At 66.2% G+C, this 17,288-nt stretch carries 13 protein-coding genes; 9 read left to right on the forward strand and 4 right to left on the reverse strand.

Translation table 11 applies throughout. From position 1 onward, the window contains the following. Positions 1-10 precede the first annotated feature (10 nt). The gene (locus DELCS14_RS13930; RefSeq protein ID WP_013802200.1) at positions 11-1,189 is read left to right on the forward strand and encodes a M20 aminoacylase family protein; all 1,179 of its coding nucleotides are present in this window, start codon (positions 11-13) and stop codon (positions 1,187-1,189) included. 21 nt (positions 1,190-1,210) lie between these two features. Here DELCS14_RS13930 and DELCS14_RS13935 read toward each other — a convergent pair whose 3' ends face one another. Then, positions 1,211-1,810, reverse strand: a complete 600-nt coding sequence (locus DELCS14_RS13935; RefSeq protein WP_013802201.1) for a YigZ family protein — start codon at positions 1,808-1,810, stop codon at positions 1,211-1,213. A 196-nt stretch (positions 1,811-2,006) separates the two neighbouring features. On the opposite strand from DELCS14_RS13935, the gene DELCS14_RS30995 reads away from it, so the two are divergent. From DELCS14_RS30995 to DELCS14_RS13960, 6 genes are all read left to right on the forward strand, one after another. After that, positions 2,007-2,177 carry a hypothetical protein gene (locus tag DELCS14_RS30995; RefSeq protein ID WP_012205835.1) on the forward strand — a complete coding sequence of 57 codons (171 nt, stop codon included), beginning with the start codon at positions 2,007-2,009 and terminating at the stop codon, positions 2,175-2,177. Between the two features lie 224 nt (positions 2,178-2,401). Next, positions 2,402-3,268, forward strand: coding sequence for a LuxR C-terminal-related transcriptional regulator (locus DELCS14_RS13940; RefSeq protein ID WP_013802202.1), 867 nt, complete (start codon positions 2,402-2,404; stop codon positions 3,266-3,268). A gap of 101 nt (positions 3,269-3,369) precedes the next feature. Then, positions 3,370-5,106 carry an FAD-dependent monooxygenase gene (locus DELCS14_RS13945; protein ID WP_013802203.1) on the forward strand — a complete coding sequence of 579 codons (1,737 nt, stop codon included), beginning with the start codon at positions 3,370-3,372 and terminating at the stop codon, positions 5,104-5,106. Continuing rightward, positions 5,103-5,342 (forward strand): hypothetical protein, encoded by a 240-nt coding sequence (locus tag DELCS14_RS13950; protein ID WP_013802204.1) that lies wholly within the window; start codon positions 5,103-5,105, stop codon positions 5,340-5,342. The genes DELCS14_RS13945 and DELCS14_RS13950 overlap by 4 nt, the downstream gene beginning before the upstream one ends. A gap of 67 nt (positions 5,343-5,409) precedes the next feature. After that, the gene (locus DELCS14_RS13955) at positions 5,410-6,402 is read left to right on the forward strand and encodes an AraC family transcriptional regulator (protein ID WP_013802205.1); all 993 of its coding nucleotides are present in this window, start codon (positions 5,410-5,412) and stop codon (positions 6,400-6,402) included. A gap of 75 nt (positions 6,403-6,477) precedes the next feature. Further along, a complete protein-coding gene (locus DELCS14_RS13960; RefSeq protein WP_013802206.1) occupies positions 6,478-8,973 on the forward strand; it encodes a YgiQ family radical SAM protein in 2,496 nt (831 codons plus the stop codon). A 13-nt stretch (positions 8,974-8,986) separates the two neighbouring features. Here the strand turns inward: DELCS14_RS13960 and DELCS14_RS13965 are convergent, their stop codons facing one another. From DELCS14_RS13965 to DELCS14_RS13975, 3 genes are all read right to left on the reverse strand, one after another. Beyond that, a complete protein-coding gene (locus tag DELCS14_RS13965) occupies positions 8,987-11,449 on the reverse strand; it encodes an EAL domain-containing protein (protein WP_013802207.1) in 2,463 nt (820 codons plus the stop codon). A gap of 332 nt (positions 11,450-11,781) precedes the next feature. Next, positions 11,782-12,798 (reverse strand): CoA transferase, encoded by a 1,017-nt coding sequence (locus tag DELCS14_RS13970; protein ID WP_013802208.1) that lies wholly within the window; start codon positions 12,796-12,798, stop codon positions 11,782-11,784. Positions 12,799-12,991: 193 nt separating this feature from the next. Next, on the reverse strand, positions 12,992-14,188 hold the full coding sequence (locus DELCS14_RS13975; protein ID WP_012205827.1) for an amino acid aminotransferase: 1,197 nt from the start codon (positions 14,186-14,188) through the stop codon (positions 12,992-12,994). Positions 14,189-14,316: 128 nt separating this feature from the next. Between DELCS14_RS13975 and uvrB the strand changes: the two genes are divergently transcribed. Both uvrB and iscR read left to right on the forward strand, forming a co-directional pair. After that, positions 14,317-16,404: an excinuclease ABC subunit UvrB gene (gene uvrB / locus DELCS14_RS13980; RefSeq protein WP_013802209.1), complete on the forward strand. Its 2,088-nt coding sequence runs from the start codon at positions 14,317-14,319 to the stop codon at positions 16,402-16,404. A 225-nt stretch (positions 16,405-16,629) separates the two neighbouring features. Beyond that, complete coding sequence (iscR, locus tag DELCS14_RS13985; protein ID WP_012205825.1) at positions 16,630-17,166, forward strand: Fe-S cluster assembly transcriptional regulator IscR; 537 nt, start codon at positions 16,630-16,632, stop codon at positions 17,164-17,166. Positions 17,167-17,288: the final 122 nt, after the last annotated feature.

The raw sequence follows: 17,288 nt of genomic DNA on the forward strand, positions 1-17,288 counted from the left end.
GATGCCGCACATGAACACCCTTCTGGACACTTTGCGCGGCTCGGCCGCAGCCTTCGTCGATGTGCGCCGCGACATCCACAGGCACCCCGAGCTCGGCTTCGAGGAACATCGCACCAGCGCCCTGGTCGCGCAGCAACTGGAGCAATGGGGATACGAGGTGGAACGCGGCCTGGGCGGCACGGGCGTGGTGGGGCGGCTGGTGCGCGGCAGCGGCCACCGGCGCCTGGGCCTGCGCGCCGACATGGACGCGCTGCCCATCACCGAGGCCAATGAATTCGCCCATGCCAGCACGCATGCCGGTGTCATGCATGCCTGCGGCCATGACGGCCATACGGCCATGCTGCTGGCGGCGGCCCGGCATCTGGCCGAGCACGGCGGCTTCGACGGAACGCTCACGCTGATCTTCCAGCCTGCGGAGGAGGGCGGCGGCGGTGCCCTGCGCATGATGGAAGACGGGCTGTTCGAGCGCCACCCCTGCGACGCCATCTTTGCCATGCACAACATGCCGGGCATGCCCCAGGGGCGGTTGGCGCTGCGCGAGGGCGCAGCCATGGCGTCCTCCGACTACGCCACGCTCACCCTCACCGGCGTGGGAGGGCACGGTGCCATGCCGCACCGCACGGCCGATCCCATCGTGGCGGCCGCCAGCATCGTCATGGCCTTGCAGACCATCGTCTCGCGCAACATCGATCCGCTGCAGATGGCGGTGGTGACCGTGGGAGCCATCCACGCAGGCAAGGCCAACAACGTGATCGCCCACAGCGCTGCGCTGGAGTTGAGCGTGCGTGCGCTGGATGCCGATGTGCGCAGGCTGCTGGAGCAGCGCGTTCGCGACCTGGTGAGTGCGCAGGCCGAGAGCTTCGGCGTGCAGGCGCAACTCGACTGGCGACCCGGCTATGCCGTGCTGGTCAACACGCCCAAGGAGACGGACTTCGCGCGCCAGATCGCGCTGGAGCTGCTGGGCCCGGAACATGTCACGCTGCAGGCGCCGCCCTTGCCGGGCAGCGAAGACTTTGCCTTCATGCTGCAGCGCGTGCCAGGCAGCTATCTGCTGATTGGCAATGGCGAGGGAAGCGAGCAAGGCGCCTGCATGGTGCACAACCCGGGCTATGACTTCAACGACGACAACATCGCCGTGGGCGCCGCCTATTGGGTGCTGCTGGCGCAGCGGTTTCTGGTGGCCGGTTGAACTGCTTGAGCCCGGCGCATCTCATTCGCCGGGGTGGACTTCCATCCAGCCCACGCGTCCTTGACCGCTCTCGTTGAGGCGGCTCACAAAGCCTTCAGCCTGCGACTGCGGCAGGCGCAGATCGAACTGCACCAGCGATCCATGCTCGACCTGGAGCAGCTCGGCGCCTGCTGCATCGATCTCGCGGCGCACCAGGCCTTCCAGCGCATAGGGCACGGCGCAGCGCAGCGATTGCATGCGCTGCAGTGTCACTTTCTCGGCGGTCAGCAGGGCCTGGGCCACGGCATCGGTGTAGGCGCGCACCAGGCCGCCTGCGCCCAGCTTGACGCCGCCGAAGTAGCGCACCACGGTGGCCAGCACGCCTTCCAGGTCCTGGTGGCGCAGCACGTCCAGCATGGGGCGGCCTGCCGTGCCGCTGGGCTCGCCGTCATCGACGGCTGCCGACTGGCCGCCTGCCAGCAGCGCCCAGCAGACATGGGCGGCGCCGGGGTGCTCGCGCCATAGCGCATCGACCACCGCCTGGGCGCTGGCGCGGTCGGCCATCGGCTGCACGCAACCGATGAAGCGGCTTTTCTTGATGATGAGTTCGCTGTGCGCGGGCGCGCGGAGTGTCTGTGGCATGGAGGGCGGCAAGCTTACCCGATCGTTCCTGGCCCGGGGTTTGGCGCATGGATTCATTACGCCTTTATTACGAAGCGCTACACATTTGTGAGCATGCGTACCTTGTGTTATTTCAGCTTCAGAGGGTTGCATCCAGGTTTGTCCTACAGAAATCGTGAAAGATTCGCAGTAAGCTTTCTGTCAAGGAGGCGCAACCATGAACACCCCACCTTCCCGCGATCCCGTTCTCACCGAACACACCTTTGGCCGCGATCATTTCAGTCCCCCGCCCATGGCGCTGGAGCAAGCTGGTCAGGACCATGAAGCCGCTGGCGGCGGCATTCCTCTGGATCTGGACCAGCGCATCCGCAACGTCGGCGAATGGTGATGGCAGGTGCCGCCTGGCCAAGGGCCTGCAGCGGCATCAGTGCTGTCAGGTCCGGCTGGACCGTGCAGCGGCCCGCCGACAGGCGGTGACCCTCAAGCGAACAGACCGCGAACCAGGCGCAGCAGGCTCTTGCCTCGCTGCGCTGGATTTATCATTTCCAGTTCCACATACCCACCCAGGCCGGCTGCGCGAAGCGCCGGCCTTTTTGCATTCCTGCAGGAACCATGAGCACTGACACAGGGCGCAGCCATTGGCTGCTGGCGCCTGCCTCCGCCAGCGACGCCAGCCTGCCCGTGCCCCTGGGCGATGTGACGGCGCTGCTGGAGCAGGTGGGCCGCTCCAGCGCCAGCAGCGACGAGGTGGCCGGGCAGCTGCTGCATTTGCTGGGCCGGCACGTGCCGCTGGCGCAGTGCACCATCTTCTCGTTCCAGGGGCGATCACGTCCGCGCATCGTGGGTTTTGGCGACCGGGCACGCACGGGGGCGCTGCCCATGATTTCGCAGGACTACAGCGAGCGCTTCTATCCGCTCGACGGCGCACAGCGCGTGATGCAGGCGGAACTTGCGCGGCAGCAGCGCGACCCCCAGGCTCCCGCGCGCGTCTGGCTGCACCGCCAGCGCCCCTGCGATGTCAGCCATCCCGAGTACCGCCATGTCTGCTATGGGTTGCCGCGCCTGGTGGAGCGGCTCTCGTTGCTGACCCTGCAGCCTGGCGCACGGTGGCTGGCGGTGAACCTGTACCGGGGCGAGGAGCACGGCTGCCTTGATGCGCAGTCCATCGCACGCATCGAAGCCTTTGCGCCCCTGGTCATGCAGGCCATGCGCCTGCACTATGCGGGCCAGGCGCTGCAGGACGATCTGGCGGGGCTGGTGCTGGCGCGCCTGGCCGGGCGCTTTGCCCATCTCACGCAGCGCGATCTGGACGTGGTGCGCTGCGTGATCGAGGGGCTTGATGCCGAGCGGCTGGCGCAGCGCCTGGGCATCACCGTGTCCAGCGCGCGAACCTATCTCAAGCGGGTCTGCGCCAAACTGGGCGTGCAGGGGCAGCGTGAGCTGTTTGCCTTGTTGATGGCGCCCGAGGCGCTGTCCTGAGCCCCGGAGGCGGGCGCCGCAGTCTGTCCCCATCTGGGGACATCGCCATGGCCGGTGCTGCCTACACTGCGCCCTGAACAAGACGCACGACGGAGACCCCCATGCACCAGCCCCATGCCCAGCCCAGGCAGTCCATCTACTACCGCTACCAGGTGCATCGGCCCTGGCTGCCATCGGAGCATCCGGGGGTGCAGCGGCACCCCGTCGTCATCGTCGGAACGGGGCCGGTAGGCCTGACCACGGCACTGGAGCTGGCGCGCCACGGGCAGCGATGCGTGCTGCTGGAGTCCGAGCTGCAGGTATCCGAAGGCAGCCGCGCCATCGTCTTCACGCGCCGCTCCATGGAGATCCTCCAGCAGGTGGGCGTGGCCGGGCGGGTCAGCGAGAGCGGGCTGCCATGGCGCTTTGGCAACTCCTTCTACCGGGGCCAGCGCGTGTTTCGCATGGAAGCACCGCACAGCGAGGACGACCGCTTCTTCCCCATGACCAACCTGCAGCAGCAGTACCTGGAGGAGTACCTGGTCGATGCCGTGCTGGCCCATCCGATGATCGAGTTGCGTTGGGGCAACCGCGTGGAGCGGGTGGAGCAGGCTGGCGAAGGCGCCGCTGCAAAAGCGCGGCTTCAGGTGGACACGCCCGAGGGGCCGTATGCGCTGGAAGCCGACTGGCTGGTCGCAGCCGATGGCGCACGCTCGGGCATACGCACGGCCATGGGCCTGGTCATGGAAGGGGCGTCATACGAAGGCCGCTTCGTGATTGCCGACATCCGCATCGACCTACCGCTGCCCACCGAGCGCCTGGCCTTCTTCGATCCGGTGTGGAACCCCGGCAACACCATCCTCATGCACCGCGAGCCGCACGGCATCTGGCGCGTGGACTACCAGTTGCCTGCGGGCGAAGATCCGCAGCAGGCACTGCAGCCCGAATCGCTCAAGGCGCGCATCGACGCGCAACTGGAGATGATCGGCTTTGGCGGCACGCCCTGGGAGATGGACTGGAGCTCGGTCTACTCGGCGCGCGCGCTGACCTTGCCCGACTACGTGCACGGCCGCGTGGTCTTCGCGGGCGATGCGGCCCACCTGCTGCCCATCTTCGGGGTGCGCGGCGCCAACACCGGTTTCCAGGACGCCCAGGCCCTGGCCTGGCGCCTGGCCCTGGTGGCGCGCGGCGTGGCGCCGGCCCGCTTGCTGGACAGCTACAGCAGCGAGCGCGTGGGCGCGGCACGCGAGATTGTCGAAGAGGCCGGCAAGAGCACGCGCTTCATGGCGCCGCCTTCGCGCGGCTTCCGGCTGCTGCGCGATGCCGTGCTGTCGCTGTCGCTTACCCAGGCCTTCGTGCGCCCGCTGTACCACTGGCGTACATCTCGCCCCCATGAGTACGCCCGCTCGCCCCTCAACAGCAGGGACGACGACAACCATTTGTTCAATGGCGGCCCCGCCCATGGCGCGCCGCCGCAGAACGTGTGCCTGGCGCCGGACGACTATCTGCTGGACCACCTGGGCGGCGGCTTCGACCTGCTGTATTTCACCGATGGCTCGGCCGTGCCGCCCGCGTTGAGCGAGGTTGCCCGCGTGGTGCGCGGCCGCGGCGTGGGCCTGCGCATCGTGGCCATCTCCAGCCAAGCGGAGCCGCAGCCAGTTCAGGGCGCTGACCTGACCCTTTCCGATAGTCGGGGCCGCTGCCGCGAACGCCATGGCGTGCCTGCCGACCCACCTTCTGGCGCCGCCTACCTGCTGCGGCCTGACCAGCATGTCTGCGCACGCTGGCTGGCGCTGGATGCGCGGCGCCTGCAATCCGCACTCGACAACGCCACCTGCACGCAAGGAGCCCAGGCATGAGCCAAGCACACACATCGCCCGACACGCTTGAATCGCCCGGCACCCTGGATATCGCCGGTCTGGAGGCCGTCTACGACCAACTGGCCACTGCCATTGACGCGGCAGGCCCGCAGCAGTCCGAGCTGTTTCTGGTCAAGCTGGCGCTGCTGGCGGCCGAGCGGCTGGGCAGCGCCCGGCAGTTCTCCGAGCTGGTGCAGGCGGCGCAGCAGGATCTCCAGCCTAGGGTAAACAGCTAGCCCTGCCGGGTGGTTGCGTGGCCGGCGCTGGCTAACATCGGCCCGGAATCAAGGATGCCACGACCCCATGGATGTGCTGAGCGAAGTTCTCGATATTTGCCGGTCAGAGCGCGCCGTGACGGCGCGTTTTGCGCTGACGGCGCCGTGGAGCCTGAAGTCCACGGGCGTCACGGGCGCCATGATCCGCATGGCGCGCGGCGCGCCCTACTGGATACAGGTGGAGGGCATGCAGCCGCTGCGGGTCGAGCCGGGCGATCTGGTCATGCTGCCCATGGGCGCGGCACATGTGGTGGCCTCGGACCTGGGCACGGCCTGCGAGCTGTTCTCGCGGCTGATCTCCCGCCATGCCGAAGGCCCCCAGGACGAGAATCCGCTGGTCTTCAGCCATGGCGGCGGGGGCGAGGCGACCGACATGTTTTCGGCCCTGCTGTGGTTTTCAGCCTATTGCCGGCATTCGGTGTTTCGCATCCTGCCGCCGCTCATCCACATCCGTGCAAGCGATCTGCCGCTGGCCGATTGCCTGGCCGCCACCATGCAGTCGCTCACGCTGGAGACGCTGGCGCGGCGACCGGGCTGGCGCCTGTCGGCCGCGCGCATGGGCGAGCTTTTGCTGGTCAACATCCTGCGCGAGCACCTGGCGCGCGAGGCCGCCGTGGGTGAAGGCTGGCTGCGGGGTCTGGGCGATGCCTGCATTGCCCGCGCCATCGTCTGCATGCACCGGGAGCCGCAGCGCAGCTGGAGCGTGGAGACGCTGGCGGCCGAGGCCGGCATGTCGCGCACCCGCTTCAGCATGCGTTTCAAGCAGCTGGTGGGCGCCACCCCCATCGGCTACCTGACGGCGCACCGCATGGCGCTGGCCGCCCAGCAGATGGAGGCCGGCGGGCTGTCATCGGCCCGCATCGCAGAGAACGCGGGCTACGACTCTCCCAAGGTGTTTGCGCGGGCCTTCCGCCGCTGGTCCGGGCATACGCCCAAGGCCTATCTGGCGCAGGAGGCAGCGAAGAGGTCGGGCTGGCAGCAGCAGGAAGGCCGTATCAGGGGGCTGGAGCAAGACCCTTAGCCAGCAGGGTTGAGTGCCGAAACGTACACTGGCCGGTTCCTTCCGCACAGGCTCCCAGAAGCCGAACCGCCCATCATGAACGCCCCCGTTGACGTTTCCTTTTTCCATCGCGCTGCCAAGCCGCTGACCAGCTACCGACCGTACTGGGCCAAGCGCTTCGGCACGGCCCCGTTTCTGCCGATGAGCCGGGCCGAGATGGACCAGCTTGGCTGGGACAGCTGCGACGTGATCCTGGTGACGGGCGATGCCTATGTGGATCACCCCAGCTTCGGCATGTCGGTGATCGGCCGGGTGCTGGAGGCGCAGGGCTTTCGCGTGGGCATCATCGCCCAGCCCGACTGGCAAAGCGCCGAGGCCTTCAAGGCTCTGGGCCGTCCCAACCTGTTCTGGGGCGTGACGGCGGGCAACATGGATTCGATGATCAACCGCTACACGGCCGATCGCAAAATCCGCTCCGACGATGCCTACACGCCGGGCGACGTGGGCGGCAAGCGCCCTGACCGCGCGGCCATTGTCTACAGCCAGCGCTGCCGTGAGGCATACAAGGACGTGCCCATCGTGCTCGGCGGCATCGAGGGCAGCCTGCGCCGCATCGCCCACTACGACTACTGGAGCGACAAGGTGCGCCGCTCCATCGTGGTGGACAGCAAGTGCGACATCCTGCTGTACGGCAACGCCGAACGCGCCCTGGTCGAGGTGGCCCACCGCCTGGCCGCGCGCGAGCCCGTGGAGAGCATTACCGATGTGCGCGGCACGGCCTTCTTCCGCCGCGAGTCGGAAGCGGGCTGGTTCGAGCTGGACTCCTCCGTGGTGGACGAGCCCGGCGTGGTCGAGCCCCACATCAACCCCTACATGACCACCAGCGAGCAGGCCGAGGCCCAGGGCCAGACCTGCTCCAAGGAAGAGGGTGATGCCGCCGCGAAGCCGGACGGTGCCTCGGTCGCCGCCGTTCAGACCATCCAGTTCGTGCCCAACCCGTCGCTGCGCGGCAAGGGCAAGCAGCCGCCGCGCGACAAGACCGTGCTGCGCCTGCCCAGCTACGAACAGGTCAAGGCCGATCCCATCCTCTACGCACACGCCAACCGCGTGCTGCACCTGGAGACCAACCCCGGCAACGCCCGCGCCCTGGTCCAGGCCCACGGCGAGGGCGTGACCGCGCGCGATGTGTGGCTGAACCCGCCCCCCATTCCGCTGACCACGGCCGAGATGGACTGGGTCTTCGGCCTGCACTATGCGCGCAGCCCCCATCCCAGCTATGCCGACGCCAGCGGCAGCCATGAAGGCGAGACCAAGATCCCGGCCTGGGAGATGATCCGCACCTCGGTCAATATCATGCGTGGCTGCTTTGGCGGCTGCACCTTCTGCTCCATCACCGAGCATGAGGGCCGCATCATCCAGAGCCGTTCCGAGGAGTCCATCATCCAGGAGGTCGAGGACATCCGCGACAAGGTCAAGGGCTTCACCGGCACCATCTCCGACCTGGGCGGCCCCACGGCCAACATGTACCGCCTGGGCTGCAAGAGCCCCGAGATCGAGGCCGCCTGCCGCAAGCCCAGCTGCGTGTTCCCCGGCATCTGCCAGAACCTGCACACCGACCACGCCCCGCTGGTCAAGATCTACCGCCGCGCGCGCAATCTGCCGGGCATCAAGAAGATCCTGATCGGCTCGGGCCTGCGCTACGACTTGGCCGTGAAGTCGCCCGAGTACGTCAAGGAGCTGGTGCAGCACCATGTGGGCGGCTATCTGAAGATCGCGCCTGAGCACACCGAGTCCGGGCCGCTGACCAAGATGATGAAGCCTGGCATCGGCAGCTATGACCGCTTCAAGCAGATGTTCGAGCAGTTCAGCGAGGAAGCGGGCAAGAAGCAGTACCTGATTCCGTACTTCATCGCGGCCCACCCGGGCACCAGCGACGAGGACATGATGAACCTCGCCATCTGGCTGAAGAAGAACGGATTCCGCGCCGACCAGGTGCAGACCTTCTATCCCAGCCCCATGGCCACGGCCACGGCCATGTACCACTCGGGCCGCAACACGCTGACCAAGGTGCGCCGCGAGATGCGCGACGTGAACGAGGAGTCAGTGGACATCGTGCGCGGTGAAAAGCGCCGACGCCTGCACAAGGCCTTTCTGCGCTACCACGACCCGAACAACTGGCCGCTGCTGCGCGAGGCCTTGAAGGCCATGGGCCGTGCCGACCTCATCGGCAACGGCAAGCAGCACCTCATCCCCACCTTCCAGCCCCTGGTGGATGGCGGCTACCAGAGCGCGCGCCGCAAGAACAGCACGCAGGGCACGGGCGTGGCCGCACGTGCCGTGGTATCCCAGCAAGGCAAGGCCTACGCCCTCAACAAGGCCGGCGGCAAGAATGCCGGGCCGGGCAAGGTGCTGGCAGAGTCGCGCGAGCCTGCGGGCGATGTGCGTTTCCGTTCCAGCCAGCCCCAGCCGGGCCGCATGCTGACCCAGCACACGGGCCTGCCGCCGCGCCCCGGTGTGGGTGGTCCTTCCCGTTCTGCGGGCGCTGCCGGTTCGGGCCGCAAGGCGGCGCCGGGCGGTCGCAAGCCGCGCTGACGCGACTTCGCTTCTAGCTGGCGGCCGGCGCCAGCGTGCCCTGCCATTCGCGGCGGGCGGCCTGGGCGCCGCTTTCAAAGTAATGCGTGTCCAGCGGCACGGGCCGTGCCAGGGCAAAGCCCTGTGCATAGTCCACGCCCACGGCCTGAAGGGCCTGGGCGATCTCGCGGGTTTCCACATACTCGGCCACGGTGCGCTTGCCCAGAATGTGGCCTATGCGGTTGATCATCTCCACCATGGCGTGGTTGCTGGGGTCCTGGAGCATGTCGCGCACAAAGCCGCCGTCAATCTTCAGATAGTCCACGGGCAGCTGCTTCAGATAGGTCAGCGAGGACATGCCCACGCCAAAGTCGTCCAGTGCAAAGCGGCAGCCCAGGGTGCGCAGGGCCTGGATCAGCCTGGTGGCACTGGACAGGCTGGCGATGGCGCTGGTCTCTGTGATCTCGAAGCACAGCAGCTGCGGCGCAATGCCATGCGTGCTCAGCTGTTTCTGCACGAAGTCCAGCAGCCCGTCGTCATCCAGGCTGGGGCCTGACAGGTTGATGGCGCAGGTGTCGATGTGGCGCAGTGCGGCCGGATGCTGGGCCAGCGTGGCCAGCGTTCTGGCGATCACCCAGCGGTCCACCGTGGGCATGATGCCGTAGCGCTCGGCCGCGGGAATGAAGGTGGCCGGCGAGATGATCTGGCCCTGCTCGTCGCGCAGCCGCAGCAGCACCTCGAAATGCAGGCCCCGCTGGCCGTCGGGCTGCAGCGGCGCAATGCTTTGGGCGTACAGGCAAAAGCGCTCCTGCTCCAGCGCCATGCGTATGCGTGTCACCCATTCCATCTCGCTGACGTGGCGGGTGTACTCGCCATCGTCGCTGCGGTAGACGTAGATGCGGTTGCGGCCGCGCTCCTTGGCGCGGTAGCAGGCCATGTCGGCCATGCGCAGCAGGTCCTGGGCCGACTGGACCTCGCCGCCGATGTGCACCAGGCCGATGCTCAGCCCCGTGCGCAGCACCTGCTTGCCCCAGTGCACGTGCAGGGCCTCGGTCGCCTGGCGCAGCTTCTCGGCAATGCGCAGGGCGGGCTCGGGCGGGCAGTTCTCCAGAAGAACGCCGAATTCATCTCCGCCCAGCCGCGCGAGGGTGTCGGTCTCGCGCAGGTTGTGCAGCAGCAGGCGGCTGACCTCGCACAGCATCTCGTCGCCCGCCGGGTGGCCACAGGTCTCGTTGATGAGCTTGAACTGGTCCAGGTCCATGTACAGCACGGCCGAGGGCCGCAGCCTGTGCTGGCCCTGGTTGAGCAGGCGCTGCAGCCGGCGCTCGAACTCGACGCGGTTCTCCAGCCCGGTCAGCCCGTCGTGGCTGGCATGCCAAGACAGTTGGTCCAGGTACTGCTGCTCGCGCGAGACATCCCTGAGCACGATCACCGCACCGGCCGGGCGCTCCCCGCCGCCGCTGATGGCCGACCCCATGAGCTTGACCGGCACGATGCTGCGGTCATGGCGCCGCAGCCAGCGCGTGTGCTCCTCGCGCAGTTGCTGGCCCGACAGCAAATGGGCCAGCAGGCTTTCCGCGGTCTGGGTGGTGTCAATGCTGTTGAAATGCAGGCCCTTGGCCAGGTGCTGGCCCTTGAGCTGCTGCTCGCTGCTGCCCAGCAGGCCCAGCGCGGCGGGGTTGGCATAGTCCACCACGCCCTGGGCGTCCGTGGTGATCACGGCGTCCCCCAGCGAGGCCAGCGTGGTCTGGGCCCTTTCCTTTTCCGTCAGCAGGTCGTTTTGCACCTGCTGGCGCTGCTGCAGCATGCGCCGCGTATGCCAGAGCGCCACCAGGATCAGCGCCACGCCCAGCACCAGATGGATGCCCTGCAGCCACATCACCATCTGCCGTGAACTGCGGCCCAGCGAGGCGCTGAACTGCTGGGTGGCCGGTGTGACGCCGGCGTTGATCTGCTCGATCTCGCGTTTCCAGGTGATGGCGTCCTCGGCGCTGACGCTGCCCACGGCGTGGCGCTGCTCTATCTCCTGGGCCAGCCTGTCGAGCTGCTGCAGATACTGATCGCCTTGTTTCCAGTAGCGATAAGGCTCTTCCAGAAGCTCGACATGGCGGAAGGTCTGCATGAGCCAGATCAGCGCCTCGGCATCGTCAGGATGGTTGCCTCCCAGAAGAATGCCGGCACGCGCATCCTTGACCCTGGCTGGCACATCGTCCAGCGCCATGCGCGCCTGCCAGTCGCCCGCGGGAATGGCCATGGCCTGCTCGAAGCGCGCCATGTCGCGCGCCGAGCCGCTGTCCACATAGCGGCTCAGGGCGTAGATGGCGTCCTTCTGTGCCTTGGACCACAGGCTTTCTCCGGCCACGAAGGCGCGCACGGCAGACACAAGGTACAGGCTGCCGCTGGCCATGACCACCAGCACCACGACCACCAGCACCAGGGGCCAGATGCGCTGCACCAGCTGCAGTACCGGCACATGGGCTGGGGGCTGGCTTTGCATGGGTGGAGCAGGGGAGGGTTGGCCGTGTGGGCGGCTCAGGCGCTGGCGCCAATGCGCCGCAGAACTGGCGCCGTATGGCTGGGTGGCTGACGCGTCCCGGATATCCGGGCGGTTGATGGATGTTCTCGAACCATGGGGCTGCCTCCAGATAAGCCGATTATGGGTGTTTCCAGATGTGTTCGGGTTGTCCGGTTGTATGCGCAACTCCGATTTAAGAGGAGCGGGCTATTACGGTAAAGAGGGTCATTGGCCGCAGCATGCCCGCATACTGCGGCCAGCCATGACCTGCGCGGCTTGTAGGTTGCGGACAGGTGGTGCTTTTAGGTGTCCGCCTACAAGCGAGGCCGTGCCTGGGGTTGGCCGGGAAGAGGATGCAGGGGCAGATCGTGCTGCTCGGCCAGGTCTGCCAGCTCGGCGCAGGACAAGGGGGCCAGGAAGGCTTGCAGGGCTGCATGCATGGCGGGGCTGCGCATGCTGGCGATGCTGCCATCACCATTCACCGACGCCACGGCGCACAGGCGGGCCGCGAAATGCGGCTCCAGGGCCGCCACGGCCACCGATCCATCGGCGCAGGCGTAGACGCGATAGCCTGCGTGCGCGCCGCCCACATCGCCATCGGGCCGGGTCAGGCCCCAATGCCAGGGCAAAGCCAGCCACTGCGCGGCCTGGGCCAGGCCTGTTTCCTGGAGACTGCCGTGGCCGCTGCGCTGGCGCAGCAGCCAGGCCTTGAGCACGGCTTCGCTGGCCATCAGCGCACCGGCCATGTCGGCAAACAGGCTGGGTGGCATGGCGCCGCCCTGTACCAGCCCCGCCTCGGCCTGGTAGGTCAGGTCATGGCCCGGCACATCGGCCAGGGCTCCCGCGCTGCCGACGATGCGCACCAGCGACAGCTGCGGATGGCGCTGCTGCAACGACGCCCAGTCCAGCCCCAGCTTGGCCAGTGCGGCGGGGCGGAACGAGGTGAGCAGGATGTCGGCCGCATCCAGCGCATCGTGCAGCGCCGCCTGTCCTTCCTCGCTTTTGAGCTGTGCCTGCCAGACCGCAATGCCCTGGTGCATGTCGGCATAGGCTTGCGGGCTGTAGTGCGCCATCGGGTCTGCACCGGCCACACCGGCTGCACCGGCTGCACCGGCTGCACCGGCTGCACCGCCCGATGCGGGCTGTACAGACGGAGGCTCCAGCTTGCTGCACTGCGCGCCCATGGCGGCACAGCGCATCAGGGCGGCGGGGCCGGGTAGATTCAGGGCCAGACTCAGGATGCGCACGCCCGACAACGGCAGCCCGTTGGTGGGGGAAGACGAGAGGGGCGCGTGTAGCGCAATGGGTTCAGGAGGCGCGTGATCGGGCATGGGAATGGAGCGTCTCGTTGTGCATTCGGTGTTTCAACTGCACGCATGATCGCATCCATGCCTCCCAGGGCCTGGCGCATACCGGACGGTGAGGATGCAAAAGCCGCCCGGAAAAAGAAAATGCCGCCAGGGCAATGCACCGTTGGCGGCATGTCTGCAAACCCGGCGCATGGCCGGGCAGCCGGGGTGGGGGTCAGACCACCTTGGCGATCGACTGGCAGACGTAGTCGATGTTCTTGCTGTTCAGCGCGGCCACGCACATGCGGCCCGTATCCGTGCCGTAGACGCCGAACTCGGTGCGCAGGCGCACCATCTGGTCCTTGCTCAGGCCGGAGTAGCTGAACATGCCGATCTGGGTGGTGATGAAGCCCATGTCCTGCTGGACACCGGCAGCCTTCAGGCCGTCAACCAGCTTCTGGCGCATGGCCTTGATGCGCACGCGCATCTCGCCCAGTTCCTTTTCCCACAGGGCGCGCAGCTCGGGGTTGTTCAGCACGGCGGCCACCACGGCGCCACCATGGGTGGGCGGGTTGGAGTAGTTGGTGCGGATGACGATCTTGAGCTGGCTCAGCACGCGGGCCGCTTCTTCCTTGTCGTTGGCCACCACCGACAGCGCGCCCACGCGCTCGCCGTACAGGCTGAAGCTCTTGGAGAACGAGGTCGAGACGAAGATGTTCAGGCCGGCGGCCACGAACTTGCCGATCACGGCGCCGTCTTCGGCAATCCCGTGGCCAAAGCCCTGGTAGGCCATGTCGAGGAAGGCCACCAGACCCTTGGCCTTGACGGCGGCGATCACCTGGTCCCACTGCTCGGCTGTGATGTCATAGCCGGTCGGGTTGTGGCAGCAGGCGTGCAGCACCACGATGGTGCCGGCGGCCGCTGCGTTCAGGTCGGCCAGCATGCCTTCGAAGTTCACCTTGCGGTTGACCGCGTCGTAGTAGGCATAGGTGCCCACTTCGAAGCCTGCATTGGTGAAGATGGCCTTGTGGTTTTCCCAGCTCGGGTCGGAGATCAGCACCTTGGCGGCGGGGCTGATCTTCTTGAGGAAGTCGGCGCCGATCTTCAGGCCGCCGGTGCCGCCGATGGCCTGCACCGTGGACACGCGGCCGGACTTGACGACGTCGGACTCGGCGCCGAACACCAGGCCCTTGACTGCGGCATCATAGGCAGCGATGCCGTCGATGGGCAGGTAGCCGCGGGCCGTGGGCTTGTCCATCATCGCCTTCTCGGCGGCCTGCACGCATTCGAGCAGGGGCAACTTGCCGTTGTCGTCGAAGTACACGCCCACGCCCAGATTCACCTTGCTGGGGTTGGTGTCGGCAGCGAACTGCTCGTTCAGACCCAGGATGGGGTCGCGGGGGGCCATTTCGACGGCGGTAAACAGAGACATGAAGCGTCCTTGGGATGTCTTGGGAGGTGGAAAAAACGCGGCTAGCCCCAAGCTACGGTAGGCTTTCGGGTTAACCCATGAATTCTAGCGATCTCGCCGGCCGATACTCACTTTTGCGAACCCACGTCATGCACGAAGTCTCTGATTCCTCTCCAGCACCTGAGGCCTCCGGCCAGTTCGTGCATTTCGCGGACTCCCCCTTCGAGCTGTTCCAGCCCTATCCGCCGGCCGGCGATCAGCCCGCAGCCATTGAAAAGCTGGTCGAAGGCATCCAGGACGGCGAATCCTTCCAGACCCTGCTGGGCGTGACGGGCTCGGGGAAGACCTTCACCATGGCCAACGTGATCGCCCGCCTGGGCCGCCCGGCCATTGTCTTTGCGCCCAACAAGACGCTCGCAGCGCAGCTGTACAGCGAATTCCGCGAGTTCTTTCCCAAGAACTCCGTCGAATACTTCGTCAGCTACTACGACTACTACCAGCCCGAGGCCTATGTGCCCCAGCGCGACCTGTTCATCGAAAAGGACAGCGCCATCAACGAGCACATCGAGCAGATGCGGCTGTCATGCACCAAAAGCCTGATGGAGCGGCGCGACGTGGTCATCGTCGCCACGGTCTCGGCCATCTACGGCATCGGCGAGCCCGAAAGCTACCACCGCATGATCATGACGCTGCGCACCGGCGACCGCATCAACCAGCGCGACGTCATCGCGCAACTGATCCGCATGCAGTACCAGCGCAACGACCAGGACTTCAGCCGGGGCAAGTTCCGCGTGCGCGGCGACACCATCGACGTCTTCCCTGCCGAGCATTCCGAGCTGGCCATCCGCATCGAACTCTTCGATGACGAGGTTGAAAGCCTGCAACTGTTCGACCCGCTGACGGGCCGCGTGCGCCAGAGCATTCCGCGCTTCACCGTCTACCCCAGCAGCCACTACGTCACGCCGCGCGACAAGGTCCTGGCCGCCGTGGAAACCATCAAGCTGGAGCTGGCCGAGCGGCTCAAGCAACTGGTGGGAGACGGCAAGCTGGTCGAGGCCCAGCGCCTGGAGCAGCGCACACGCTTCGATCTGGAGATGCTCACCGAGGTCGGCCACTGCAAGGGCATCGAGAACTACACCCGCCACCTCTCAGGCGCCGCACCCGGCGAGCCGCCCAGCACCCTGACCGACTACCTGCCCGGCGACGCCCTCATGTTCCTGGACGAGAGTCACCAGATGATCGGCCAGCTCAACGCCATGTACAGCGGCGACCGCTCGCGCAAGACCACGCTGGTGGAATACGGCTTCCGGTTGCCTTCGGCGCTGGACAACCGGCCGCTCAAATTCGAGGAATTCGAGCAGCGCATGCGCCAGGTCATCTTTGTCTCCGCCACGCCGGCAGACTACGAGAAGACCCACTCGGGCCAGGTCGTGGACCAGGTCGTTCGCCCCACAGGCCTCATCGATCCTGAAATCGAAGTACGCCCGGCCACCAATCAGGTGGACGACGTGCTGCAGGAAATCCGCCTGCGCGTCGAACGCACGGAGCGCGTTCTCATCACCACGCTGACCAAGCGCATGGCCGAGCAACTCACCGACTACCTGAGCGAAAACGGCGTCAAGGTGCGCTATCTGCACTCCGACGTGGAAACGGTGGAGCGTGTGGAGATCATTCGTGACCTGCGTCTGGGTGTCTTCGACGTGCTCGTGGGCATCAACCTGCTGCGCGAGGGGCTGGACATCCCCGAAGTCTCGCTGGTCGCCATCCTCGATGCCGACAAGGAAGGTTTTCTTCGCGCCGAACGCAGTCTCATCCAGACCATCGGCCGCGCCGCGCGCAACCTGCATGGCAAGGCCATCCTCTATGCGGACCGTGTCACGGAGTCCATGAAGAAGGCCATCGGCGAGACCGAGCGACGCCGTGCCAAGCAAATAAGCTTCAACGAGGAAAACGGAATCGAACCCAGGCAGATTGTCAAGCGGGTGAAAGACCTGATTGATGGTGTCTACAGCGAAAAAAGTGGCAAGGAAGCGGAACGCCTGCAGGCCAATCAGCTCGAAAGAGCGCGTGTCGAGGACATGTCCGAAAAAGATGTGGCCAAGGAAATCAAGCGTCTGGAGAAGCAGATGCTCGAACATGCGCGCAGCCTGGAGTTCGAACAGGCTGCGCGGGTGCGCGATCAGCTGGCGCTGCTCAAGGAGCAACTGTTCGGGGGCTCATCCGTGCAGGTTTCCTGAGGCGGCGCCTGGTCTGAAGCCCGTTAGCTCCTGTTACCCGACAAAATTGATGGGGAATGTGGTACACTAAGGGTCAACACTCAACAACAACAAAAACTTCGATGAAAAGAAGGGCTCTGAACCTTTTGAACAGGACGGAGTAAGGGCGGAGACTGTGCCCAACTCCAGTCAAATCGCTGGAGCGGGTGTTTCTGTAACGTACAAGCCTGACTGAAGGAGCTCGTAATGCGTCTCACCACCAAAGGCCGTTTTGCGGTCACTGCCATGATCGATCTGGCCCTGCGCCAGAACAATGGCCCTGTCACGCTGGCAGCCATCAGCCAGCGGCAACAGATTTCCCTGTCGTATCTGGAACAGCTGTTCGGCAAGCTGCGCCGCCATGAACTCGTCGAGTCCACCCGTGGACCCGGCGGCGGCTACACGCTCGCCCGCAAGGCTGGCGACATCACCGTGGCCGACATCATCGTCTCCGTGGACGAACCCATTGACGCCACCCAGTGTGGCGGCAAGGAAAATTGCCTGGGCGAAGCTGGCCGCTGCATGACGCATGAGCTGTGGGCCGCACTGAACCAGCGCATGGTCGAGTTCCTCGATTCCGTGACGCTGCAAAAGCTTGTGGACGAACAACTGGCCAAGGGCATCCAGATCGAGGACAAGCCCGTGGTGCGTCGCGCGATTTCCACGGCTCCCGTTGTCAAGCCCATCCGTGTGAATGCCCCGAACTCGGTATTCGCGCTGGGCAACGCCTTCGCCAAGTCCTGATCGACTTTTGACACCCTGAGGGCAGGGCACCGCCGCGCATGGCTGTGTGGCGCGGTGTTGTCCGCCTGGATGGATTCACCGGAGTTCATCGCCTTCCCGTTTTTTGCCAGCCTGAACCTTGA

It is taken from the genome of Delftia sp. Cs1-4 (genome assembly GCF_000214395.1).
Lineage (GTDB): Bacteria > Pseudomonadota > Gammaproteobacteria > Burkholderiales > Burkholderiaceae_C > Comamonas > Comamonas acidovorans.